The following is a 24,511-nucleotide window of genomic DNA, read 5'->3' on the forward strand; positions in this document are numbered from 1 at the left end:
GCCCGCGATGGTCGCCAACAATAACGCGGGGGGCCTGACACTGCGCAGCGCCCTCCGGTTTTTCGCGAGCAAGCTCGCTCCTACAGGGGTTGGGTTGCTGCTGAGCGTTGGGGCTTATGCCTTCGACTTGCAACAACTGAGCGATCAGTTGGCCAAGCCCTCGGTGATCCACGGCAGCTTCATCCAGGAAAAGCACCTGCGCGCCCTGCCCCAGCCGCTGACCAGCAAAGGCACCTTCGTATTGGCCCGGGACCACGGCCTGCTCTGGCTGCTGAAAACCCCACTGCAACAGGACTATCGCATCAACGCCCAAGGCATAGCCCGGCGTGATGCCAACGGTTGGCAACCGCTGCCGAACAAAAGCGCCGGCGCCGAGCAGAACCGTTTGTTCCTGGCCGTGCTGCAAGGCGACAGCAGCGGCTTGCAGCGCGACTTCGAGTTGCAGCTGCAAGGCGAGGCCAAGGCCTGGAAACTCAAGCTGATCCCCCGCTCGCTGCTGCTCAAGCAAGTGTTCACCCATATCAATATCGACGGCGGCGAGTTGGTGCACACCATCGAACTGCGGGAAACCCAGGGCGACAGCACCCTTTTACGCATGCAAGACAGCACCAGCACGCAACCCTTGAGCGACGCGGAGCAACACGACTTTGCCCAGTGAGCGTTGGTTGCCGCGCCTGTTCCTGATCCTGCTGGTGGCCGTGCTGGCCCTGGCCGGCTGGCAATGGCGCGAGGGCGCGCCGTTGTCGGCCAACCTGATGGATCTGGTGCCGGGCAACACCCCGGACGCGCTGGAACTGGCGGCCGAGCAACGCATGCAAGAGCCGCTGAACCGCGAGATGCTGGTGCTGGTCGGGCATGCCGATCGCCAGCACGCACTGGCCATGGCCCAACAGCTCGGTGAACAGTGGCAAGCCAGCGGCCTGTTTGAAAAGGTCACCTGGACCCTGCAGGCCGACCTGCCAGCCCTGCGCCAGCAATTGCTGCAAGGACGCCTGGCGATGCTGTCGGCCAAGGACCGCGAGCAGTTGGTCAGCGAGCCCGAGGCGTTTATCGCGCAGCGGGTGCAGGCGCTGTTCGACCCCTTTACCGGCTTCAGCCTGGTGCCGAGCCAGGACGATTGGCTGGGCCTGACCGGACGCATCCAGAACAGCCAGCCGCAACACGGTGCGGTGCAGCTGGATATCGGCAGCGGCGCGTTGATTGCCGATGCCGACGGCAAAAGCTGGGTGCTGCTGCGCGCGCGTACCCAGGGCAATGCCTTTGATATGAAACTGCCGCTGCAAGTCGCCGACCTGCTGCAAGCCAGCCGCGACCTGGCCAGCGAGCAAGGCGTGCAACTGCTCGCCGCCAGCGGCCTGCTGTACGCGGCCAACGGCCAACAACAGGCCAGCCGCGAGATGACCTGGGTCGGCGGCGGCGCAACGGTAGGGATTCTGTTGCTGTTGCTGCTGGCGTTCCGTCGCTGGCGGGTGTTGCTGGCCTTTGTCCCGGTGCTGGTGGGCATGCTGTTTGGCGCGGTGGCCTGTGTGGCGCTGTTCGGCCATATGCATGTGATGACCCTGGTGCTGGGCGCGAGCCTGATCGGCGTGGCCGTCGACTACCCGCTGCATTACCTGTCCAAGAGCTGGAGCCTGCAACCCTGGCGCAGCTGGCCGGCCTTGCGCCTGACCCTGCCGGGCCTGAGCCTGAGCCTGGCCACCAGTTGCATCGGCTACCTGGCCCTGGCCTGGACGCCATTCCCGGCGCTGACCCAGATCGCCGTATTCTCCGCCGCCGGCCTGGTGGGCGCCTACCTGTCGGCGGTGTGCCTGTTGCCGGCGCTGCTCAACGGCATGGACCTGCGCCCGGCGCAATGGCCGCTGCGGGTCGCCGAGTTCCTGCTGGGGGTGCGTGAATCCTTGCTCAAGCGCCTGCCGAGCCAGGCGCTGCTGGTGCTGGCCCTGCTGTTCTGCGCCGGCGGCCTGTGGCAGTTGAACAGCAAGAACGATATTCGCCAGTGGATCGGCGCACCGCCGCAGTTACTGCAAGAAGCCCAGGCCATTGCGCGCATTACCGGCTACCAACCCACCAGCCAGTTCTTCCTGGTGCATGCGGACAATCAACAACAGTTACTGGAGCGCCAGGCGGCGTTGAGCCAGCGCCTGGATCAACTGGTGCACATGGACAAGCTGCAGGGCTACCTGGCACTCAATCAACTGGTCAGTACGCCCGGCGAACAGCAACACGTGCGCGAGGCCCTGAATCAACTGCCGGCGCTGTGGCAACCGCTGCTCGACCTCGGCATCCCCGCCAGCGCCCTGCAAGCGGAGGTGGCGCAGTTGCAGGCGCTGCCCACCGCCGACATCGACGCCGCCCTCGCCGGCCCGCTGGCCGAGCCGTGGCGCCTGTTGTGGCTGGGCAATGTCGACAGCGGCGTGGCGGCGATGGTCAGCCTGCAAGGCCTGAACAACCCGGCGCTGCTGCGTATCCAGGCCCTGGACCTGCCGGGCGTGCAACTGGTGGATCGCCTCGGCGACTTGAACCAGGTATTTGCCGCGACCCAGGTCAGCGCCGCCGAACTGAAATTATTGTCCTGTGTACTGATCGTCTTGCTGCTGATCCTGCCCTTTGGCCTGGGCGGCGCGCTGCGCATTGTCGCCCTGCCGCTGTTGGCTGCGCTGTGCAGCCTGGCCAGCCTCGGGTGGCTGGGGCAACCGTTGACCCTGTTCAGCCTGTTCGGCCTGTTGCTGGTGACCGCGATCAGCGTCGACTATGCGATCCTCATGCGCGAACAGATCGGCGGGGCCGCGGTCAGCTTGCTGGGGACGCTGCTGGCCGCGGTCACCACCTGGCTGTCCTTTGGCCTGCTGGCGGTGTCCAGCACCCCGGCGGTGAGTAACTTCGGCCTGTCGGTCAGCCTGGGCCTGGCCTTCAGCTTTATGCTGGCGCCATGGGCCGGCCGCCAGGAACATGCGCAATGATGCCGACTAATTTTTTTTTGTTGAATGTGATGATCGCCAACCCGGCAAGGAGCCACAGTGCCCACAGTTGAAATGGAACGTCGCCAGGTCGTGGTGATCGGGGCCGGCCCGTCCGGTGCCATTGCGGCCGCGTTGCTCAAGCGCAACGGGCATGATGTGTTGATCATCGAGCGCGAGCACTTCCCGCGTTTTTCCATCGGCGAAAGCCTGTTGTCCCATTGCATCGACTTTATCGAAGAGGCCGGCATGCTCGAGGCGGTCAACGCCGCCGGCTTCCAGCTGAAAACCGGCGCCGCGTTTGCCTGGGGCGAGCGCTACAGTGCCTTCGATTTCGGTGACACTTTCAGCGAAGGCAAGCCCACTACCTTCCAGGTCCAGCGCGCCGACTTCGACAAGTTGCTGGCCGATCAGGCGGCGTTGCAAGGCGTGGAGATCCGTTACGGCCAGACCCTGGTCGGGGTGGATTTCGCCGCGGGCCACCGCTACCTGCATGTACGCCGCGAAAACGGCCGCGAATACCACATCAAGGCCGGCTTTGTGCTCGACGCCAGCGGTTACGGCCGCGTGCTGCCACGCCTGCTGAACCTTGAGGCGCCGTCAAACTTCCCGTTGCGCCAGGCGGTGTTCACCCACGTCGAGGACCGTATCGAACATCCGGGCTTCGACCGCAGCAAGATCCTCATCACCACCCACCCGACCCAGCGCGATATCTGGTTCTGGACCATCCCGTTCAGCAACGGCCGCTGCTCGGTAGGCGTGGTCGCGGCCAAGGAGCATTTCGACGGTTGCGATGGGGATCTGGATGCCTGCCTGCGCGGCTTTATCGAGCAAACCCCGAGCCTGTCCAAGGTGCTGGCGAACGCGGTCTGGGATACCCCGGCGCGGACTATCGGCGGCTACTCGGCAAACGTCACCACCTTGCATGGCCCGGGCTTCGCGCTGCTGGGCAATGCCGCAGAGTTCCTCGACCCGGTGTTCTCTTCAGGCGTGACCATCGCCATGCGCTCGGCCAGCATGGCCGCAGGTCTCCTGCACCGCCAACTCAAGGGCGAAAGCGTGGACTGGCAAACCGAGTTCGCCGCACCACTCAAACGCGGGGTCGATACCTTCCGTTGCTACGTCGAAGGCTGGTACGCCGGCACCTTCCAGGATGTGATCTACCACCCTGGCAGCTCGCCGGAAATCCGCCGCATGATCAGCTCGATCCTCGCCGGTTATGCCTGGGACGAGCGCAATCCCTTTGTCAGCGAACCCAAGCGCCGCTTGCGGATGCTCTCGGAAATCTGTGCGGGGGAAAACCTATGAGCAGCCCACCTGTGTCTAAAGAGTACTTGAGCAAAAACTACGTCGAAGAAACCAAGTTCGGCTTCTGGTTCCTGCGCAGCCACACCTGGCAGCATCACGTACTGCGCGTGGCAATCAACGACCTGCGCAACCTGTTCAGCACGCAGTTGCCGGAGGCGCCGGTGCTGCTGGATGCCGGTTGTGGCCAGGGCAAGTCGTTCAGCTATTTACAGCAGGTGTTCGCTCCCAAGCGCCTGATCGGCCTTGACGCCGACCCGCACAGCCTCGACCTGAGCCGTGCCGAAGCGGCGCGCCAGGGCATTGAGATCGAGTTGATTGGCAGCGATTGCGCCACCCTCAAAGTGGCCGATGAAAGTGTCGACATCCTGTTCTGCCACCAGACTTTCCACCACCTGGTGGAGCAACAACGGGCACTCACCGAGTTTTATCGAGTGCTCAAGCCCGGCGGCTACCTGCTGTTTGCCGAGTCCACCGAAGCCTATATCGACACCTGGGTGATTCGCTGGCTATTCCGTCACCCGATGCATGTGCAGAAAAGTGCCGATGAGTACCTGGAGATGATCCGCGAGCAGGGTTTCGAGTTTGGCCCGCAGAACGTGTCGTACCCGTACCTGTGGTGGAGCCGCTCGGCAGACTTCGGCCTGCTGGAGCGTTGGGGCTTGCGCCAGCCCAAGCCGTTTGGCGAGCGTGAAGAGACGCTGGTGAATGTGGTTGCACGCAAGCCACTCACAGGCCCGCCAGCATGATCCGCGCGCTGTTGATCGGCTGCCTGTTGCTGCTGGCCGCATGCGCCAGCCAGCCGCCGCTGCCGGTGCATACACCGAGCCTGGCGTTGCCCCTGCAGTTGCATATCGAGCGCGAGCAGGACGGCCAGCGCCAGGACTGGTTGTTGGTGATCCAGCGCGAAGGCGAGGCCTTGCGCTGGTCGCTGATGGACCCGCTGGGCATCCCCCTGGCCCGGCAAAAGCTGGTGGCCGGCAGTTGGCAGGCAGATGGCCTGCTACCACCCAACCCCCAGGCCCGCGAGCTGTTTGCGGCGCTGCTGTTTGCCCTGACCCCGGCCGCCGAAATGCCCGGCAACTACCCCCAAGCCCGTGAAGACGATGGCGTACGGGTACTCAAGCCGCACTGGCAGGTGATCTACCGCGCCCCCTTGACCTTCAGCGTGAACATGCCGGGCCAGCACCTGAACTATCGCGTCACCGCGCTTGAGAGCAGCCCATGACCGCTTATCTCAATGCCCTGGGGATCATCTGCGCCCTGGGCCGTGGCCAGCAGCAAGTGCGGCGCAATCTGTTTGCCGGGGATTGTTCGGGCATGCGCGCCGAGAGCGGCTGGGTGCCCGAGCGAGTACTGCCGGTGGGCAGCGTGCCTGGCGAACTGGTGCCACTGCCGCCGCACCTGGCGCAACAGAGCAGTCGCAACAACCAGCTGTTGCTGGAGGCCGCCTTGCAGATCGAAGGCCCGATCCGGCAGGCGATCCACACCTTTGGCGCCTCGCGTATCGGGGTGGTGCTGGGTACCAGCACCTCGGGCATCGATGAGGCCAGTCGCGGCATCGCCCATTACCTGCGCGAAGGGCAGTTCCCCCAGACCTATGACTACCGCCAACAAGAGCTCGGCGCCCCGGCCAACTTCCTCGCCGACTGGCTGCAACTGAGCGGCCCGGCCTATGTGATTTCCACCGCCTGCACCTCCAGCGCCCGCGCAATGATGAGCGCACGCCGCCTGCTGGACCTGGGCCTGTGCGATGCGGTGCTGTGCGGCGGGGTCGATAGCCTGTGCAAGCTGACCCTCAATGGCTTCACCTCGCTGGAGGCGGTGTCTTCCGAGCGCTGCAACCCGTTTTCGCTGAACCGCAATGGCATCAATATCGGCGAGGCGGCGGTGCTGTTCCTGATGAGCAAAACACCGGCGCCCATCGCCCTGCTGGGCAGCGGCGCCAGTTGCGATGCGCACCATATTTCTGCGCCGGAGCCCAGCGGCAAGGGCGCATTGCAGGCGATGAGCAAGGCCCTGGCCAGTGCAAAATTGGCACCGGCGCAGATCGGTTACCTGAACCTGCACGGCACCGCGACCCAGCATAACGACGCCATGGAAAGCCTGGCCGTGGCCACCCTGTTTCCGGCTGGCGTGGCCTGTTCCTCGACCAAGCCGCTGACCGGCCATACCCTCGGCGCTGCCGGGGCACTGGAGGCTGCGTTCTGCTGGCTGAGCCTGGTCGAGGGCACACTGGCGCCGCATATCTGGGACGGTCAAGCCGACCCGGCGTTGCCCGCCCTGCGCTGGGCCAAGGTCGGCGACACCCTGGAAAAACGCTGCCTGATGAGCAACTCGTTTGCCTTCGGCGGCAACAACGTCAGCCTGATTATCGGAGACGCCCCATGAGCCATTGGCCACTCGCCGAACTGTTGCCCCACGCCGGGGACATGATCCTGATCGACCAGGTGTTGGCATTCGATGAAGAACAGATCCACACCCGCGTCACCGTCAAGCCCGGCGGCCTGTTCAATCGCCCCGACGGCAGCCTGCCGGCCTGGGTCGGCGTCGAGTTGATGGCGCAAAGCGTGGCCGCCTATGCCGGCTGCCGCGCGCGCCAGAACGGCGAAGCGGTGGAGTTGGGCTTCCTGCTGGGCACGCGCAAGTTCGAATGCAATGTCGAGTACTTTCCCCTAGGTGCCGAACTGACCATCCACGGCCTGCGCTCCCTGGAAGACGACAACGGCATGGGTGTGTTCGAATGCCACCTGACCGGCGACGGCATCCAGGCCAGCGCACGCCTGAACGTATTTCGACCGCCCCAGGCGGCCAACTATTTAGCTGAATCGAAGGACACGTGTCATGACTGAATCCGTACTGGTCACCGGCTCCAGCCGGGGTATCGGCCGCGCTATCGCCCTGCGCCTGGCCCAGGCCGGCCATGACCTGGTGCTGCATTGCCGCAGTGGCCGTGCCGAGGCGGATGCCGTACAGGCCGAAGTCGAGGCCCTGGGCCGCAAGGCGCGGGTGCTGCAATTCGATGTGGCGGACCGCGCCACCTGCAAGCAGATCCTTGAAGCCGACGTAGAAACCCACGGTGCCTATTACGGCGTGGTGCTCAATGCCGGGCTGACCCGCGATGGCGCGTTCCCGGCGTTGTCGGAGGACGACTGGGACGTGGTGATGCGCACCAATCTCGATGGTTTCTATAACGTGCTGCACCCGGTGATGATGCCGATGATCCGGCGGCGCGCGGCCGGGCGCATTGTGTGCATTACTTCGGTCTCGGGGCTGATCGGCAATCGTGGCCAGGTCAATTACAGCGCGTCCAAGGCCGGCCTGATCGGCGCCGCCAAGGCCCTGGCCATTGAGCTGGGCAAGCGCAAGATCACCGTCAACTGTGTGGCTCCGGGCCTGATCGACACGGCAATGCTCGATGAAAACGTGCCGGTGGAAGAACTGATGAAGATGATCCCCGCGCAGCGCATGGGCACCCCCGAAGAAGTCGCCAGTGCGGTGAACTTCCTGATGTCGGCGGAAGCCGGCTACATCACCCGCCAGGTCCTGGCCGTGAACGGGGGCCTGTGCTGATGAAACGTGTGGTAGTCACCGGCATGGCCGGCATGACCTCCCTGGGCTGCGATTGGGACACCATCGTCGCCAACTTCCGTGCCCAGCGCAGCGGTATCCGGCGCATGGACGAGTGGGATCGCTTCAGCGAACTGAACACCCGTTTGGCCGGGCCGATTGACGACTTTGTCGTGCCGGCCCACTGGACCCGCAAGCAACTGCGCAGCATGGGCCGGGTTTCGCGCCTGGCGGTGTGGGCTGCCGAACAGGCGTTGCACGACGCCGGCCTGCTGGGCGATGCGTCGATCAAGGATGGACGCATGGGTGTGGCCTGCGGCTCATCCACCGGCAGCACCGATGAGATCAAGGCGTTCGGCAATATGCTGCTCAACTCGGTGGCCGAGGGCCTGAACGCCAACTCCTATGTGCGCATGATGCCGCACACCACGGCGGCCAATATCAGCATCTTCTTTGGCCTCACCGGGCGCCTGATCCCCACGTCCAGCGCGTGCACCAGCGGCAGCCAGGGCATCGGCTACGCCTATGAAGCGATCAAGTTCGGCCGCCTGCCGCTGATGCTCGCCGGCGGCGCCGAAGAGCTATGCCCCACCGAAGCCATGGTGTTTGACGCGCTCTACGCCACCAGCCTGAAAAACGACGCCCCGCAGACCAGCCCACGGCCCTACGACAGCGGTCGCGACGGCCTGGTGATTGGTGAGGGCGGCGGCATGCTGGTGCTTGAGGAGCTGGAGCATGCCCTGGCCCGTGGCGCGCATATCCATGCCGAGATCGTCGGTTTTGGCAGCAACGCCGACGGCCAGCACACCACGCGCCCCGAGCAGGCCACCATGCGCCGGGCCATGGAGCTGGCCCTGGAAGATGCCGGCCTGGCGCCGGATGCCATCGGCTATGTCAACGGCCACGGCACGGCCACCGAACAAGGCGACATTGCCGAAACCCTGGCCACCAGCAGCCTGTTCGGCAGCCGCATGCCCATCAGCTCGCAAAAGAGTTTCCTGGGCCATACCCTGGGCGCCTGCGGGGCGCTGGAGTCGTGGTTCAGCATCGAGATGATGAACCGCGACCAATACGTGCCGACGTTCAACCTCGATCAAGTCGACCCACGCTGCGGCGAACTGGATTACCTGCGCGGCGAGTTCCGCCAGATGCACAACGATTACGTGATGAACAACAACTTTGCCTTTGGCGGCGTCAACACGTCGCTGATCTTTCGCCGCTGGCAGTAAGCCTTTTATCTGATTGGAGAGAACGCAATGTCTTCGTTGCTACGCGCCACCCTTATCGCCCTGACCCTGCTGACCGCTGCCGGCTGTACCAGCAAGCCGGTGCTCAACACCCAGCACGCACTCGCCGCCAACGAGCAGGTCAGCGAAGCGAAAATGAAACAGAGCATCCTCACCGCGCTGGACAAGCGCAACTGGACCGTACAACGCGCCGACCCACGCCTGATCCAGGCCCAGATCAACGTGCGCAACCGCTACTACGCCGAAATCGACATCCGCTACACCGGCACCAGCTACGCCATCACCTACCGCGACAGCCAGGAACTGGGCTACAAGGACGGCAAGATCCATCGCAACTACAACCGCTGGGTGAGCATGCTCGACCGCGACATCATGGCCGGGCTGCGCTCCAATGGCGCAGCTGAAGCGGGCACGGCGGCGCAGTTGTTCAAGGAGACGGGGACGTCGAAGCAGAACTGATCGGCGCCTGAAAAACCGGCATCTACCTAGCACCAGAAACGACAAAGGGCGCCTTTCGGCGCCCTCTTCACAAGCAGGCTGGCTTGTCATCGCCTTGACAGCCAAAAACTGCTCACTGGAAAGTTCAGCGATTTTGTCAAATCAACACGCTGCCTTCTTTGGGCTGATAGAGAAGTGTCATCCATGTCACTCAGTGAAAAAGAAACGATTCTGCGCAACGCCAAGGCAAATCACTAAATCGGTTCCGTTACCTGATATGTGACCGCGGTTACACCAACGCCTTGCGCGTCAGCAGTTCGACAAACGCCTTGGCCATGGGTGACTGCTGGTCCTTGCGCTGCACCAGCCACACCGCCGTTACCGCCTCCGGGTCGAGCAAGGTGCGGTAGACCACGCCATCGATGCGGATGCGCTGGTACGACGCCGGCAACACCGACACCCCCAACCCCGCCGCCACCAGGCCGATGATGGTCATGGCCTCGCCGGCCTCCTGGGCGAAGTGCGGGCTGAAGCCGGCGTCGCGAGCCAGACTGAGTAACTGGGCGTACAAACCGCTGCCATAGGCCCGTGGGAAAAACACAAAAGGTTCGTCGGCCAACTGCGTCAGATGCAAGCCCCGCTCGCTGCCTTGCGCCAACGGATGGCCGGCACTGAGCACCGCCACCAGGGGCTCACGCATCAACTCCACGACACTCAGTGAGTCCGGCAACGGCAACGGGCGCATCAAGCCGACCTGGATCGACTCATCCACCAGCGCACCCGCCACTTCGGTACTGCTCATTTCCTGCAGGTTCAGGTGCACCGCCGGGAAGGCCTGGCGAAAAGCAAAAATCGCTTGTGGGATGCTGGAGTTGAACGGCGCCGAAGAGGTGAAGCCAATCTTCAGTTCACCCAGTTCCCCCAACTGCGCACGGCGCGCCACATCCGCAGCCTTGTCGACCTGCGCCAGCACCAGGCGGGCTTCCACGAGGAACAGGCGCCCAGCCTCGCTCAGCTCGACCCGACGATTGGTGCGCTCGAACAGCCGCGCGCCGACCTGCTGTTCCAGCGCCTGGATCTGCTGGCTCAAGGGCGGCTGGGAGATCCCCAAAACCTGGGCGGCCCGGCCGAAATGCAGCTCTTCAGCCACGGCGATGAAGTAGCGCAAGTGGCGCAATTCCATGAAAACCTCATTAGGTCGTAAAAGCTATCAAACAGGTCGAACAATATATTGGAAAGAATCATTAGCCAGCTATATTCTTTTTTGCATGGCCAGTCCTGGCTGCCTTTGCTTGCCGAGGTCCCGCGTGAAAGCTGCTGTCGCTCCACTTGCCCAAGAACGTCCGCCCACTGCCCTGGATGAGGTGGTGGCGCAGCTCAACGACGTGTACATCGAAAAAGGTACGCCGATGTTTATGCGTACAGTGCTGGCGCTGTTTTCCGGCGGTTTTGCCACCTTTGCCCTGCTGTATTGCGTACAACCGATGATGCCGGCGCTGTCCCACGAGTTTTCCATCAATGCCGCGCGGAGCAGCCTGATCCTTTCTGTCTCCACCGCGATGCTCGCCTTTGGCCTACTGATCACCGGGCCAGTTTCCGACCGCCTGGGGCGCAAGCCGGTGATGGTCACCTCGCTGTTCTGCGCGGCCGTGTGCACCATCGCCAGCGGCCTGATGCCGACCTGGGAAGGCATCCTGTGGATGCGCGCGCTGCTGGGCCTGTCCCTCAGTGGCCTGGCTGCCGTGGCCATGACCTACCTCAGCGAAGAGATCCACCCGCAGCACATCGGCCTGGCCATGGGCCTGTATATCGGCGGCAATGCGATTGGGGGCATGAGCGGGCGCCTGATCACTGGCGTGTTGATCGACTTTGTCAGCTGGCATACCGCAATGCTGGTCATCGGCGCGCTGGCGCTGATTGCGGCGACGGTGTTCTGGAAAATCCTGCCGCCCTCGCGCAACTTCCGCGCCAGCAGCCTCAAGCCGCGCAATTTGCTCAATGGTTTCGTCATGCACTTCAAGGATGCCGGCCTGCCCTGGTTGTTCCTCGAAGCCTTCTTGCTGATGGGCGCCTTTGTCACGCTGTTCAACTACATCGGCTACCGCTTGCTGGCCGATCCCTATGACCTGAGCCAGGCGGTGGTGGGCTTGCTGTCGGTGGTGTACCTGTCGGGCATCTACAGCTCGGCGAAGATTGGCTCGCTGGCCGACCGCCTGGGCCGCCGCCGCGTGCTGTGGGCCACCATCGTGCTGATGCTCGCCGGCATCACCCTGACCTTGTTCGGCCCGCTGGCACTGATCATCATCGGCATGCTGATCTTCACCTTCGGCTTCTTCGGCGCCCACTCGGTGGCCAGCAGCTGGATTGGCCGCCGCGCAGTCAAAGCCAAGGGCCAGGCTTCGTCGCTGTACCTGTTCAGCTATTACGCGGGGTCGAGCATTGCCGGGACGGCCGGTGGGTTTTTCTGGCACTACGCCGGCTGGAACGGGATTGGCGGGTTTATCGTCGCGCTGCTGATCGTGGCATTGCTGGTGGCGTTGAAGCTGGCAAAGTTGCCACCGCTCAAACTGTAGGAGCTGGCTTGCCAGCGATGTGGCCCGAAGAATCACCGCAGGGCTCAGGCATGTCATCGCCGGCAAGCCGGCTCCTACAACAATCGTCAGCTAATAAAAAACCGGCCTGAGCCGGTTTTTTATTAGCTGATGCTTACTCGTGATACTGCGCCGACAACTCATGCACCGCCCGCAGGAACGCGCCCGCATGCTCCGGGTTCACTTCCGGGGTGATGCCGTGGCCGAGGTTGAACACGTGGCCGCTGCCCTTGCCGTAGCTGGCGAGGATACGGCCCACTTCGGTGCGGATCGCTTCCGGCTTGGCGTAGAGCACGGTTGGGTCCATGTTGCCTTGCAGGGCCACCTGGTTGCCGACGCGGCGACGGGCTTCGCCCAGGTCGCAGGTCCAGTCCAGGCCCAATGCATCGGCGCCCGCATCGGCGATGCTTTCCAACCACAGGCCGCCGCCCTTGGTGAACAGGATCACCGGCACTTTGCGGCCTTCGTGTTCGCGGATCAGGCCGCTGACGATTTTGCGCATGTAGGCCAGGGAGAACTCCTGGTACGCCGCCGCCGACAGGTTGCCACCCCAGGTGTCGAAGATCTGCACCGCTTGCGCGCCGGCCATGATCTGGCCGTTGAGGTAGGACACGACCGACTGCGCCAGCTTGTCCAGCAGCAAGTGCATGGCTTGTGGGTTGTCGTAGAGCATGGCCTTGGTCTTGCGAAAGTCTTTCGACGAGCCGCCTTCGACCATGTAGGTGGCCAGGGTCCACGGGCTGCCGGAGAAGCCGATCAGCGGTACGCGGCCGTTGAGCTCACGGCGGATGGTGCTGACAGCGTCCATCACGTAGCCGAGGTCTTTGTGCGGATCGGGGATCGGCAGGGCTTCGATATCGGCCAGGGTGCTGATCACTTTCTTGAAACGTGGACCTTCGCCGGTTTCAAAGTACAGGCCTTGGCCCATGGCATCGGGGATGGTCAGGATATCGGAGAAGAGGATGGCCGCATCCAGCTGTGGATAGCGGTCCAGCGGCTGCATCGTGACTTCACAGGCGAACTCCGGGTTCATGCACAGGCTCATGAAATCGCCCGCGTTGGCGCGGCTGGCGCGGTATTCCGGCAGGTAGCGACCGGCTTGACGCATCATCCACACGGGGGTGACGTCTACGGGTTGCTTGAGCAGGGCACGAAGGAAACGGTCGTTCTTGAGGGCAGTCATGTCGGCATCCGCAAAAAAAGTGCGGGCATTTTCTCAGAGCCGGACGCAAAAGGCACGGTTACAGGTCAGCCTTTTGTCTATCGGGTCAATTTGTCGCAATGGCTGGCAGCACAAACCTCAATAGGCAATGGGGTTTGTGTAGGAGCTGGCTTGCCTGCGATGGCATCAACTGGGTCTGGCTGACAGACCGAGTTGCCTGCATCGCAGGCAAGCCAGCTCCCACATTTTGATCCCGTTTCAACTCGGGACCAGATCAGACCTGCAAGTAGTCCAGGATGCCTTCGGCGGCGTTGCGGCCTTCGAAGATCGCCGTCACCACCAGGTCAGAGCCGCGCACCATATCGCCACCGGCGAAGATTTTCGGGTTGCTGGTCTGGTGCTTGTACTGGCCCTGTTCCGGGGCCACGACGCGGCCCTGGCTGTCAGTCTGGATCTGGAACTGCTCGAACCACGGCGCCGGGCTTGGGCGGAAGCCGAAAGCGATGACCACGGCGTCGGCCGGGATGATCTCTTCGGAACCCGGGATCGGCTCGGGGCTGCGGCGGCCACGGGCGTCCGGTTCGCCGAGACGGGTCTCGACCACCTTCACGCCTTCGACACGGTCTTCACCGACGATAGCGATCGGCTGGCGGTTGTAGAGGAACTTCACGCCTTCTTCCTTGGCGTTCTTCACCTCTTTGCGCGAGCCGGGCATGTTGGCTTCGTCGCGGCGATAGGCACAGGTCACCGACTTGGCACCCTGGCGAATCGAGGTGCGGTTGCAGTCCATCGCGGTGTCACCACCGCCGAGCACCACGACCTTCTTGCCTTTCATGTCGACGAAATCTTCCGGCGACTTTTCAAAGCCCAGGTTGCGGTTGACGTTGGCGATCAGGAAGTCGAGCGCGTCGTACACGCCCGGCAAGTCCTCACCGGCAAAGCCGCCCTTCATGTAGGTGTAGGTGCCCATGCCCATGAATACCGCATCGTATTCTTCGAGCAGTTGCTCCATGGTCACGTCTTTGCCGATCTCGGTGTTCAGGCGGAACTCGATGCCCATGCCGGTGAAGACTTCGCGGCGATTGCTCAACACGGTCTTTTCCAGCTTGAACTCGGGGATGCCGAAGGTCAGCAGACCGCCGATTTCCGGGTTCTTGTCGAATACCACCGGGGTCACGCCACCACGTACCAGCACGTCGGCACAACCCAGGCCCGCCGGGCCCGCGCCGATAATCGCCACGCGCTTGCCGGTGGGCTTGACCTTGGACATGTCCGGGCGCCAGCCCATGGCGAATGCGGTGTCGGTGATGTACTTCTCCACCGAGCCGATGGTCACCGCGCCGAAACCGTCGTTGAGGGTGCACGCACCCTCGCACAGACGGTCCTGGGGACAAACCCTGCCGCAGACTTCCGGCAGGGTGTTGGTCTGGTGCGACAGTTCGGCGGCGGCGAGGATGTTGCCCTCGGCCACCAGCTTGAGCCAGTTGGGAATGAAGTTGTGCACCGGGCACTTCCATTCGCAATACGGGTTACCGCACCCCAGGCAGCGGTGGGCCTGGTCGGCCGAGTGCTGGGGTTTGAAGGGCTCGTAGATTTCCACGAACTCTTTCTTGCGTTGACGCAACAGTTTCTTCTTCGGATCTTTGCGCCCGACATCGATGAACTGGAAGTCGTTATTCAGACGTTCAGCCATGTTAAAACCTCATCAAACTCTTCAGGCGCATATCACTGCGGGTTGGCACGGATGCTGGAAAGCAACGATTTCAAGTTGGCAGCCTTGGGCTTGACCAGCCAGAAACGACGCAGGTAATCATCGAGGTTCTCGGCGAGGTTACGGCCCCATTCGCTGCCGGTTTCCTCGACGTACTCGTCCAGCACGTGCTGCAAGTGGTTCCGGTAGGACTCCATGGCTTCGCCGCTGATCCGCTGGATCTCGACCAACTCGTGGTTGACCTTGTCGACGAAGGTGTTGTCCTGGTCCAGCACGTAGGCGAAACCGCCAGTCATCCCCGAACCAAAGTTGTAACCGGTCTTGCCCAACACGCAGACAAAACCACCGGTCATGTACTCGCAGCAGTGATCGCCAGTGCCTTCGACCACGGTGTGGGCACCGGAGTTACGCACGGCGAAACGCTCACCGGCGGTCCCTGCGGCGAACAGCTTGCCACCGGTGGCGCCGTACAAGCAGGTGTTGCCGATGATGGCACTGTCCTGGGTCTTGTAGATGCTACCCACGGGCGGGACGATCACCAGCTTGCCGCCGGTCATGCCCTTGCCCACGTAGTCGTTGGCGTCGCCTTCAAGGTACATGTGCAGGCCGCCGGCGTTCCACACGCCAAAGCTCTGGCCCGCGGTGCCCTTGAAGCGGAAGGTGATCGGCGCCTTGGCCATGCCCTGGTTGCCGTGCTTGCGCGCGATTTCGCCGGAGATCCGCGCGCCGATGGAGCGGTCGCAGTTGCAGATATCCAGGGTGAATTCGCCACCGCTGGCGTCGTTGATCGAGGAGCCGGCCATGTCGACCATTTTCTCGGCCAACAGGCCTTTGTCGAACGGTGGGTTGCGGTCGACCTGGCAGAATTGTGGCTTGTCTGCCGGGATGTGATCGCTGCCCAACAGCGGCGTCAGGTCCAGATGGTGCTGCTTGGCGGTCTGGCCCTGGAGGATGTCCAGCAGATCGGTACGCCCGATCAGCTCTTGCAGGGAGCGCACGCCCAGCTTGGCCAGCCACTCACGGGTTTCTTCGGCGACGTAGGTGAAGAAATTCACCACCATGTCGACGGTGCCGATGTAGTGATCCTTGCGCAGCTTCTCGTTCTGCGTGGCCACGCCGGTGGCGCAGTTGTTCAGGTGGCAGATGCGCAGGTATTTGCAGCCCAGGGCAATCATCGGCGCGGTGCCGAAGCCGAAGCTTTCGGCGCCGAGGATCGCGGCCTTGATCACGTCGAGGCCGGTTTTCAGGCCGCCGTCGGTCTGCACCCGGACCTTGCCGCGCAGGTCGTTGCCGCGCAGGGTCTGGTGGGTCTCGGCCAGGCCCAGCTCCCACGGTGCGCCGGCGTACTTGATCGAGGTCAGCGGCGAAGCGCCGGTGCCGCCGTCGTAGCCGGAGATGGTGATCAGGTCGGCATAGGCCTTGGCCACGCCAGCGGCGATGGTGCCGACGCCGGCTTCAGCAACCAGTTTCACCGAGACCAGGGCCTGCGGGTTGACTTGCTTGAGGTCGAAAATCAGCTGCGACAAGTCTTCAATCGAGTAGATGTCGTGGTGCGGCGGTGGCGAGATCAGGGTCACGCCCGGCACGGCATAACGCAGCTTGGCGATCAGTCCGTTGACCTTGCCGCCTGGCAACTGGCCGCCTTCACCGGGCTTGGCGCCCTGGGCGACTTTGATCTGCAGTACTTCGGCGTTGACCAGGTATTCCGGGGTTACGCCGAAACGGCCAGTGGCCACCTGCTTGATTTTCGAGCTCTTGATGGTGCCGTAGCGCGCCGGATCTTCGCCGCCTTCGCCGGAGTTGGAGCGCGCACCCAGGCGGTTCATGGCTTCGGCCAGGGCTTCGTGGGCCTCGGGCGACAAGGCGCCCAGGGAGATACCGGCGGAGTCGAAGCGTTTGAGGATCGACTCCAGCGGTTCGATTTCGCTAATAGCCAACGGCGTGTCCAGGGTTTTCACCTGGAACAGGTCGCGGATCATCGACACCGGGCGGTTATCCACCAGCGCGGTGTATTCCTTGAACTTGGCGTAGTCGCCCTGCTGCACAGCGGCTTGCAGGGTGCTGACCACATCCGGGTTGTAGGCGTGGTATTCGCCACCGTGCACGAACTTGAGCAGGCCACCTTGCTGGATCGGCTTGCGCGCGCTCCAGGCCTCCAAAGCCAGGGCTTTCTGTTCGGCTTCGATATCGACGAAACGCGCGCCCTTGATGCGGCTTGGCACACCACGGAAGCTCAGCTCGCAGACTTCTTCCGACAGGCCGATAGCCTCGAACAACTGCGCACCACGGTACGAGGTGACGGTGGAGATGCCCATCTTCGACAGGATCTTCAACAGGCCCTTGGTGATGCCTTTGCGGTAGTTCTTGAACACTTCGTACAGGTCGCCCAGCACTTCGCCGGTGCGGATCAGGTCGCCCAGCACTTCGTAGGCCAGGAACGGATACACCGCCGAGGCGCCAAAGCCGATCAGCACCGCAAAGTGGTGCGGGTCGCGGGCGGTGGCGGTTTCGACGAGGATGTTGGAGTCGCAGCGCAGGCCTTTTTCGGTCAGGCGGTGGTGGACCGCGCCGGTGGCCAGCGAAGCGTGGATCGGCAGCTTGCCCGGGGCGATATGGCGGTCGGTCAGCACGATCTGGGTACGACCGGCGCGCACGGCTTCTTCAGCCTGATCGGCGACGTTGCGCACAGCAGCTTCCAGGCCGAGGCTCTCGTCGTAGTTCAGGTCGATGATCTGCCGCTCGAAGCCTGGACGCTCCAGGGTCATCAACGAGCGCCACTTGGCCGGGGAAATCACCGGCGAGCTGAGGATCACGCGCGAAGCGTGCTCTGGCGATTCCTGGAAGATGTTGCGCTCGGCACCGAGGCACACTTCCAGGGACATGACGATGGCTTCACGCAGCGGGTCGATCGGTGGGTTGGTCACCTGGGCGAACTGCTGGCGGAAATAGTCGTACGGCGTGCGCACGCGCTGGGACAGCACGGCCATCGGCGTGTCATCGCCCATGGAGCCGACGGCCTCGTAGCCTTGCTCGCCGAGTGGGCGCAGCACCTGGTCGCGCTCCTCGAACGTGACCTGGTACATCTTCATGTACTGCTTGAGCTGGTCGACGTCATAGAAAGCCGAACCGTGGTCGTTGTCTTCCATGGTCGCCTGGATGCGCAGGGCGTTCTTGCGCAGCCATTGCTTGTACGGGTGACGCGACTTCAAGCGGTTATCGATGGCATCGGTGTCGAGGATCTGCCCGGTTTCGGTGTCCACGGCAAGGATCTGGCCAGGGCCGACGCGGCCTTTGGCAATCACGTCCTGCGGCTGGTAGTTCCACACGCCGACTTCCGACGCCAGGGTGATGAAGCCGTTGGTGGTGGTCACCCAACGCGCCGGGCGCAGGCCGTTACGGTCGAGCAGGCACACCGCGTAGCGACCATCGGTCATGACCACGCCGGCCGGGCCGTCCCACGGTTCCATGTGCATCGAGTTGTACTCATAGAACGCCCGCAGATCGGGGTCCATGGTCTCGACGTTCTGCCACGCTGGCGGAATGATCATGCGCACGCCACGGAACAGGTCGATGCCGCCGGTGACCATCAGTTCCAGCATGTTGTCCATGCTCGAGGAGTCGGAACCCACGCGGTTGACCAGCGGGCCGAGCTCTTCGAGGTCCATCAGGTCGTTGGCGAACTTGGTGCGACGGGCCACGGCCCAGTTGCGGTTGCCGGTGATGGTGTTGATCTCGCCGTTGTGGGCGAGAAAACGGAATGGCTGGGCCAGCGGCCATTTCGGCAGGGTGTTGGTGGAGAAGCGCTGGTGGAACACGCAGATCGCGGTTTGCAGGCGCTCATCGCTCAGGTCCGGATAGAAGGCGGTCAAATCCGCCGGCATCATCAGGCCTTTATAAATGATGGTCTTGTGGGAAAAGCTGCAGATGTAGTGGTCGGTGTCCAGGGCGTTGGCCACGGACGAGCGGCGACGCGAGGTGAACAGCTTGATCGCCATGTCCTGGTCGCTCAGGCCGTCGCCTGCGATAAACACTTGTTCGATCTGCGGCAGGCGCTCATGGGCCAGGCGGCCGAGCACGCTGGTGTCGATCGGCACTTTGCGCCAGCCGACGAGTTGCAGGCCGGCGGCGAGGATCTCGCGGTTCATGTTCTCGCGAGCGGCCTGGGCTTTGACCGGGTCCTGATTGAAGAACACCATGCCCACCGCGTATTGCTTGGGCAAATCGGCGCCGAAGGTTTCCTTGGCGACAGCGCGCAGGAACAGGTCGGGCTTTTGAATCAGCAAGCCACAACCGTCACCGGTCTTGCCGTCGGCGTTGATCCCACCGCGGTGGGTCATGCAGGTCAGGGCCTCGATGGCCGTTTGCAGAAGGGTATGACTGGGTTCGCCCTGCATATGGGCTATCAGGCCGAAACCACAGTTATCCTTGAATTCATCGGGTTGGTACAGACCTGCTTTCATAGACACTTTCTCACCAGGCTGCCTCTTATTTCGAGGCAAATTTCTTTTCAATTCAACCGGTTACCTTCCACGCCGAACGTACGCCGGCTTAGCGGGGGCAAAAGGGAGGTCATTGTACACACCGACACAGACGCCCACAAATTTGGCGACGAACTGTCGCAAATCTATGTCGCATTTATGAAAGGTTTAAAGCGATATGCTGTGCTAGTCAAAACTTTTTTAATTCTGACTGCTACTACTCAAAAGCTACTGTGAGGCAGACACCACAAAGCGCGCGGCCTTCAGGGCTGCACGCTTTGTTGTTTTTTTTGAGGTGCTGGGAGGGCGACCTGGGTAAGGTCGCCGGACTTCAGCGAGTTGTTGCGAGTTCTTGTTGAACGCTGGCAACAGTGCGAGGCCAAGGTTTACCAGCCTGAACCTTCGCTGGCAAGGCCTTGATCGCGGAATCGGCTGCCGCGCGGCTCGGGAAACTGCCGTAGGTGATCACGTAGAGAGGCTTGCCGTTGAGCACTTTCTTGAAATAACGGTACTCGCCGCCCTGCTCTTTGACGAACGCCTGGGCGTTGGCTTCGGAGCTGGTGCCGAGGATCTGCACCACGTAGTTCTTCGCCGGTTGGCTGCCGTACCAGCCGCTGCCGGCAGCGGCCTTGGCCACGGTCACCGGTTTTTCAGCAGGCTTGGCGACGGGTGCAGGCTTGGCCGCCGGGGCTGGCGTCGGCTTGACCACGGGTGCCGGGGTTGGCTTGGCGGTGGCAACCTGGGTCGGCGCAGGCGTCGGCTTGGCCGCAGGCACCGGTGCCGGGCTGGCTGTCGCGCCAGGCGGCGGAGCCACGGTGGTGACGGTCGGTGGCGTGGCGCTGGAGCCTTCTACCGGCACGCCGTCGTCGCCTTCGGAAATGGCACCGGCCTCTTCTGCCAACGGGCCACGCATGACCGGCTGGCCGACCATCGGCAGGTTGGTAGGCTGGCCAGAGCCGGCAAACTCAACGGCTGGTGCGCCATTGGTAGTGGGCTTGCCCAGTGGCAGTTGCGCCTGCTCGGTCGGTGCACCTGGAGCAGTCGGGGCCTTGCTACGGCCGGGAATCAGCCAGGCGGCGGCAACGGCAACCACGACAACAGCGGAAATCGCCAGTACGTGTTTCTTCGGCATGGTGAACCCCATCTTTGGACGCTTAACCGCAGAGCGGCTGGCAATCATTGCTTCGATCATCGCATCCCGGGCCACCTGGTTGATGGTGCCAGGCCAGCCGTCGGAGCTTTCGTGAATATCAGAGATCTGCTGGGCAGAGAAAAGTTCGATGCCCTGGCCGGCACCTTCAAGGCGCTGGGCCAGGTACTCGCGGGTTTCTTCTTCTTCGTAGGGCTGCAATTCGATGACGTGAAACAGCTCTTGCTCGCCACTGAGCTGCTCCAGGTCGGCAATCAGCGACGCCTCACCGAACAGGAAGACATGGGGGCGCCCTTCCGGCGTACCCGCCGCCAGGGCGAGCAACGCTTCCAGGGCGGACTCGTCGAGCTGCTCGGCATCGTCCACCAGCAGGTAGACTTCCTGGCCGGTCAGGCCCAGTTGCACCACTTGCTTGAGAATTGCAGTCGGCTCGGCATTGGCCACGTCCAGCGCCTGGGCAACCTGGCGCAACACACCTGCCGCGTCGCCGGCGCCACGGGCGGAAACCACCACGCTTTGCACCGATTGCTTGTTGGTGCTGGCCACCAGGGCCTGGCGCAGTAGGGTCTTGCCGCTGCCCAAGGGGCCAGTGACCACCAACAGCAACTGGCTGTAGCGCGCCAGGTGGTGCAACTGCCCCAGCACCGGCTTGCGCTGTGCAGGGAAAAACTTGAAACCGGGGACCCGTGGCGCAAAAGGGTCATGGCTCAACTGGTAATGGCCGAGGAAAGCCTCGTCGGCATGCAAACTAGTCATCGGGATCTGGTTAACCTTTCAGCTGGGCCAGGGCGCGGTAATCCGCTCCCAGCGTGGCCTGTAGAATCTCTTTCGGATAATCGTCGGTCACTACCGCTTCGCCCATTCGGCGCAACAGCACCAGACGCAAACGACCATCGATCACTTTCTTGTCTATCGCCATATGTTCAAGGAAATCGGCTTCAGTCATCTCCTCGGGAGGAATGACCGGCAACCCGGCGCGCTGGAACAGGCGGATACCACGATCACGCTCTTGGACACTGATCCAGCCCAGGCGTTGCGACATCTCCAACGCCATCACTGTGCCAGCCGCCACGGCCTCACCATGCAGCCAGACACCATAGCCCATGTGGGTTTCAATCGCATGGCCGAAGGTGTGGCCCAGGTTCAGGGTGGCGCGCACGCCAGACTCACGCTCGTCGGCATTGACCACCAGCGCCTTGGCCGCACAGGAGCGGGAGATAGCCTCGGTCAGCGCCACCTGGTCCAGGTTGCGCAAGGCATCGACGTGATCTTCAAGCCAGGTCAGGAAAGGCTCATCGCAGATCAACCCGTACTTGATGACTTCCGCCAGGCCCGCCGACAGCTCGCGGGGCGGCAGGGTATTGAGGGTGGCGGTGTCGATCAGCACGGCATTGGGCTGGTAGAACGCGCCGACCATGTTCTTGCCCAGGGGATGGTTGATCCCGGTCTTGCCGCCCACCGACGAATCGACCTGGGACAGCAGGGTGGTCGGCACCTGGATAAAGTCCACGCCACGCTGGTAACAGGCCGCGGCAAAACCGGCCATGTCGCCGATCACGCCGCCGCCAAGGGCCACCACCGTGGTACGCCGGTCATGACGCGCGGTGAGCAGCCCGTCAAAGATCAATTGCAGGGTTTCCCAGTTCTTGAAGGCTTCGCCGTCGGGCAGAATCACCGAGATCACCGAATACGCCGCAAGACTGCGACTCAGACGCTCAAGGTAGAGCGGCGCGACGGTCTGGTTGGAGATGATCGCCACTTGTCGCCCGGCAATATGCGGCGCGAGCAACTCGGGCTGGTCCAACAAGCCTTCGCCAATATGGATCGGGTAGCTACGCTCGCCAAGATCGACCTTAAGTGTCTGCATGTGTCCCCGCGCTGAAGATGGAAGCAGGCGTCCTGCCCTTTATTAACGTTGTCGGCACCGTCGAGATCGGACGCTGCCTGATGGCTCTACGCCACACCTCGGACGGTTGCAACGCGCTGCCGAGGATAGCGCATTTCGGCCCTGGCTTTAACGGGGTGGCAACTGCTGCAAGCGTTCGAGAATGTCGATTACGACCATGCGCGGTGGCCGTTCATCGGTTTCCACCACCAGATCGGCGATTTCCCGATAAAGCGGATCGCGCAGGGTCAGCAAGTCCCGCAGGGTTTTCTCGGGGTTGGCGGTACGCAACAATGGCCGGTTGCGATCACGTGCGGTGCGCCCTACCTGCTGCTCGACCGACGCATGCAAATAGACCACCCGACCGCCATCCCGCAGCGCCCGTCGGTTTTCCTCGCGCATCACCGCACCGCCGCCGGTGGCCAATACCACGCCATCGCAGCCGCACAACTCGGCAATCATCGCCTGTTCGCGGTCACGAAAGCCCAGTTCGCCTTCCTTATCGAAGATCCACGGGATATTGGCGCCCGTGCGCAATTCAATTTCCTTATCGGAGTCTTTGAATGGCAGGCGCAGCTCTTTGGCCAGCAAACGGCCGATGGTGCTTTTTCCAGCCCCCATCGGCCCTACAAGAATCAAATTTCGCACAGAATCAACGACTCACAGCAATCGCCTGGTTATTCATAATACGCGGAGTCAGGAATACCAGCAGCTCGGATTTTCTTTGGGCAACGACATCACGCCGGAAAAGGCGGCCAAGATACGGCACATCGCCCAAAAATGGCACTTTATCTACCACCTTGCTCTGGTTTTTGGAGAAAACCCCGCCAAGGACGATGGTCTCGCCGTCCCTGACCAGCACCTTGGCGTTGACCTCGTTCTTCTTGATCGGCGGCACATCGTTGAGTTTGTTCAGGTAGTCCGGTTCATCCTTGGTCACCCGAACCTCCATGATTACCTGGTCGTCCGGAGTGATTTGCGGCGTCACCTCCAAAGAAAGCGAGGCTTCCTTGAACGAGACCGAGGTCGCCCCCTCGGACGTAGCTTCCTGGTAAGGAATCTCGGTACCCTTGAGAATCCGTGCGGTTTCCTTGTTGGACGTGACCACCTTGGGCTGGGAAATCACCTCGCCATTGCCGCCCTTCTCCATGGCGGTGAGCTCCAGGTCCAGCAGCACGTTATCGGTGATAAACGCGATGCCAAGGCCGGAGCTTGCATTGACGACGCCCAAGTCCACGAAGGGCGAGCGATCGGGAGACTCGCCATCCCCTGTCGGGCTTTTATCCACCCCGCCACCACTCCAGTTACCTTTATTGCGCAGCAACCCGCCCCAGCGCACCCCCACACTTTTGTCATAATCGACATTGGCTTCGACTATCCGCGCCTCGATCATCACCTGGCGCACCGGGATATCCAATTGATTGACGATGCGCCGCAGCTCCTCCAGACGCTCTCCCGTCTGGTAGGCAATGATGTTGTTGGTGCGATCGTCTACCGTCACCGAGCCACGCTCATCGGCCACCCCCTCAGGCCCGCTTACCGACTGGAACAGCTTGGCCAGCTCAGACGCCTTGGCGTAATTGACTTGCAGCAGCTCCCGGCGCAGGGGCGCCAGCTCGGTCATCAATTTGCGCGATTCCAGGGCCAGCAGCTCGCGGGCGGCCAGTTCTTCGGCCGGCGCCACCAGCAGCACATTGGCCGTCACACGCTTGTCGAGGCCCTTGGCTTGCAGCACCAGGTCCAGGGCCTGATCCCACGGCACGTCCTTGAGGCGCAGGGTAATCGAGCCGTGCACATCATCACCGGCCACCAGGTTAAGCCCGGCCACGTCGGCAATCTGCTGCAGTACTGCGCGGACCTCGATGTCCTGGAAGTTGAGGGAGAGCTTGTCGCCGCTAAACGGGCCACGCCCGCTACCCTGGGGCGAAGCACCGGGTGGTGGCAGGTGAATCAGGTCGATCCGATTGGGCACAGCCTCAGTCATCGGTGCCGTGAACGCTATCCATAGCGCCACACC

19 protein-coding genes are annotated in these 24,511 nt (G+C 62.7%); 11 read left to right on the forward strand and 8 right to left on the reverse strand.

Annotated elements, in window-relative coordinates; translation table 11 throughout:
• Nucleotides 1–7 precede the first annotated feature (7 nt).
• Genes HBO11_RS21405 through HBO11_RS21450 form a run of 10 tightly spaced genes read left to right on the forward strand, consistent with a single transcriptional unit; the run spans nt 8 to nt 9,538 of the window.
• On the forward strand, nt 8–658 hold the full coding sequence (locus HBO11_RS21405) for an outer membrane lipoprotein carrier protein LolA (RefSeq protein ID WP_169952441.1): 651 nt from the start codon (nt 8–10) through the stop codon (nt 656–658).
• Complete coding sequence (locus HBO11_RS21410; protein WP_169952353.1) at nt 648–2,960, forward strand: MMPL family transporter; 2,313 nt, start codon at nt 648–650, stop codon at nt 2,958–2,960. The genes HBO11_RS21405 and HBO11_RS21410 overlap by 11 nt, the downstream gene beginning before the upstream one ends.
• A 57-nt stretch (nt 2,961–3,017) precedes the next feature.
• Complete coding sequence (locus tag HBO11_RS21415; protein WP_346266879.1) at nt 3,018–4,265, forward strand: NAD(P)/FAD-dependent oxidoreductase; 1,248 nt, start codon at nt 3,018–3,020, stop codon at nt 4,263–4,265.
• Nucleotides 4,262–5,011, forward strand: a complete 750-nt coding sequence (locus HBO11_RS21420) for a class I SAM-dependent methyltransferase (RefSeq protein ID WP_187699227.1) — start codon at nt 4,262–4,264, stop codon at nt 5,009–5,011. Before HBO11_RS21415 ends, HBO11_RS21420 begins: the two co-directional genes overlap by 4 nt.
• Nucleotides 5,008–5,490 carry a DUF3261 domain-containing protein gene (locus HBO11_RS21425; protein ID WP_169952355.1) on the forward strand — a complete coding sequence of 161 codons (483 nt, stop codon included), beginning with the start codon at nt 5,008–5,010 and terminating at the stop codon, nt 5,488–5,490. The genes HBO11_RS21420 and HBO11_RS21425 overlap by 4 nt, the downstream gene beginning before the upstream one ends.
• The gene (locus HBO11_RS21430; protein WP_169952357.1) at nt 5,487–6,653 is read left to right on the forward strand and encodes a beta-ketoacyl-[acyl-carrier-protein] synthase family protein; all 1,167 of its coding nucleotides are present in this window, start codon (nt 5,487–5,489) and stop codon (nt 6,651–6,653) included. Before HBO11_RS21425 ends, HBO11_RS21430 begins: the two co-directional genes overlap by 4 nt.
• Nucleotides 6,650–7,114 carry a hotdog family protein gene (locus HBO11_RS21435; RefSeq protein ID WP_169952359.1) on the forward strand — a complete coding sequence of 155 codons (465 nt, stop codon included), beginning with the start codon at nt 6,650–6,652 and terminating at the stop codon, nt 7,112–7,114. Before HBO11_RS21430 ends, HBO11_RS21435 begins: the two co-directional genes overlap by 4 nt.
• The gene (fabG, locus tag HBO11_RS21440) at nt 7,107–7,835 is read left to right on the forward strand and encodes a 3-oxoacyl-ACP reductase FabG (RefSeq protein ID WP_169952361.1); all 729 of its coding nucleotides are present in this window, start codon (nt 7,107–7,109) and stop codon (nt 7,833–7,835) included. The genes HBO11_RS21435 and fabG overlap by 8 nt, the downstream gene beginning before the upstream one ends.
• Nucleotides 7,835–9,061, forward strand: coding sequence for a beta-ketoacyl-ACP synthase (locus HBO11_RS21445; RefSeq protein WP_169952363.1), 1,227 nt, complete (start codon nt 7,835–7,837; stop codon nt 9,059–9,061). The genes fabG and HBO11_RS21445 overlap by 1 nt, the downstream gene beginning before the upstream one ends.
• Nucleotides 9,062–9,088: 27 nt before the next feature.
• Nucleotides 9,089–9,538, forward strand: coding sequence for a hypothetical protein (locus HBO11_RS21450; RefSeq protein ID WP_169952365.1), 450 nt, complete (start codon nt 9,089–9,091; stop codon nt 9,536–9,538).
• Nucleotides 9,539–9,806: 268 nt separating this feature from the next.
• Here HBO11_RS21450 and HBO11_RS21455 read toward each other — a convergent pair whose 3' ends face one another.
• Nucleotides 9,807–10,700 (reverse strand): LysR family transcriptional regulator, encoded by an 894-nt coding sequence (locus HBO11_RS21455; RefSeq protein WP_169952367.1) that lies wholly within the window; start codon nt 10,698–10,700, stop codon nt 9,807–9,809.
• Between the two features lie 124 nt (nt 10,701–10,824).
• On the opposite strand from HBO11_RS21455, the gene HBO11_RS21460 reads away from it, so the two are divergent.
• The gene (locus tag HBO11_RS21460) at nt 10,825–12,090 is read left to right on the forward strand and encodes an MFS transporter (RefSeq protein ID WP_169952370.1); all 1,266 of its coding nucleotides are present in this window, start codon (nt 10,825–10,827) and stop codon (nt 12,088–12,090) included.
• A 133-nt stretch (nt 12,091–12,223) separates the two neighbouring features.
• On the opposite strand, the gene hemE is transcribed toward HBO11_RS21460, so the two are convergent.
• The 7 genes from hemE to HBO11_RS21495 form a co-directional block, all read right to left on the reverse strand.
• A complete protein-coding gene (gene hemE, locus HBO11_RS21465) occupies nt 12,224–13,291 on the reverse strand; it encodes a uroporphyrinogen decarboxylase (RefSeq protein WP_169952372.1) in 1,068 nt (355 codons plus the stop codon).
• A 253-nt stretch (nt 13,292–13,544) separates the two neighbouring features.
• Nucleotides 13,545–14,963 carry an FAD-dependent oxidoreductase gene (locus tag HBO11_RS21470; protein WP_010213750.1) on the reverse strand — a complete coding sequence of 473 codons (1,419 nt, stop codon included), beginning with the start codon at nt 14,961–14,963 and terminating at the stop codon, nt 13,545–13,547.
• A 32-nt stretch (nt 14,964–14,995) separates the two neighbouring features.
• On the reverse strand, nt 14,996–19,441 hold the full coding sequence (gene gltB / locus HBO11_RS21475) for a glutamate synthase large subunit (protein WP_169952374.1): 4,446 nt from the start codon (nt 19,439–19,441) through the stop codon (nt 14,996–14,998).
• A 349-nt stretch (nt 19,442–19,790) separates the two neighbouring features.
• Nucleotides 19,791–21,365, reverse strand: coding sequence for an AAA family ATPase (locus HBO11_RS21480; protein ID WP_169952376.1), 1,575 nt, complete (start codon nt 21,363–21,365; stop codon nt 19,791–19,793).
• Between the two features lie 10 nt (nt 21,366–21,375).
• The gene (aroB, locus tag HBO11_RS21485; RefSeq protein ID WP_169952378.1) at nt 21,376–22,476 is read right to left on the reverse strand and encodes a 3-dehydroquinate synthase; all 1,101 of its coding nucleotides are present in this window, start codon (nt 22,474–22,476) and stop codon (nt 21,376–21,378) included.
• Between the two features lie 147 nt (nt 22,477–22,623).
• Complete coding sequence (aroK, locus tag HBO11_RS21490) at nt 22,624–23,142, reverse strand: shikimate kinase AroK (RefSeq protein WP_169952380.1); 519 nt, start codon at nt 23,140–23,142, stop codon at nt 22,624–22,626.
• A 4-nt stretch (nt 23,143–23,146) separates the two neighbouring features.
• On the reverse strand, nt 23,147–24,478 hold the full coding sequence (locus HBO11_RS21495; protein ID WP_169952450.1) for a type IV pilus secretin PilQ family protein: 1,332 nt from the start codon (nt 24,476–24,478) through the stop codon (nt 23,147–23,149).
• Between the last annotated feature and the right edge of the window lie 33 nt (nt 24,479–24,511).

The sequence above is a fragment of the Pseudomonas sp. WS 5010 genome, from assembly GCF_012985565.1.
GTDB lineage: Bacteria > Pseudomonadota > Gammaproteobacteria > Pseudomonadales > Pseudomonadaceae > Aquipseudomonas.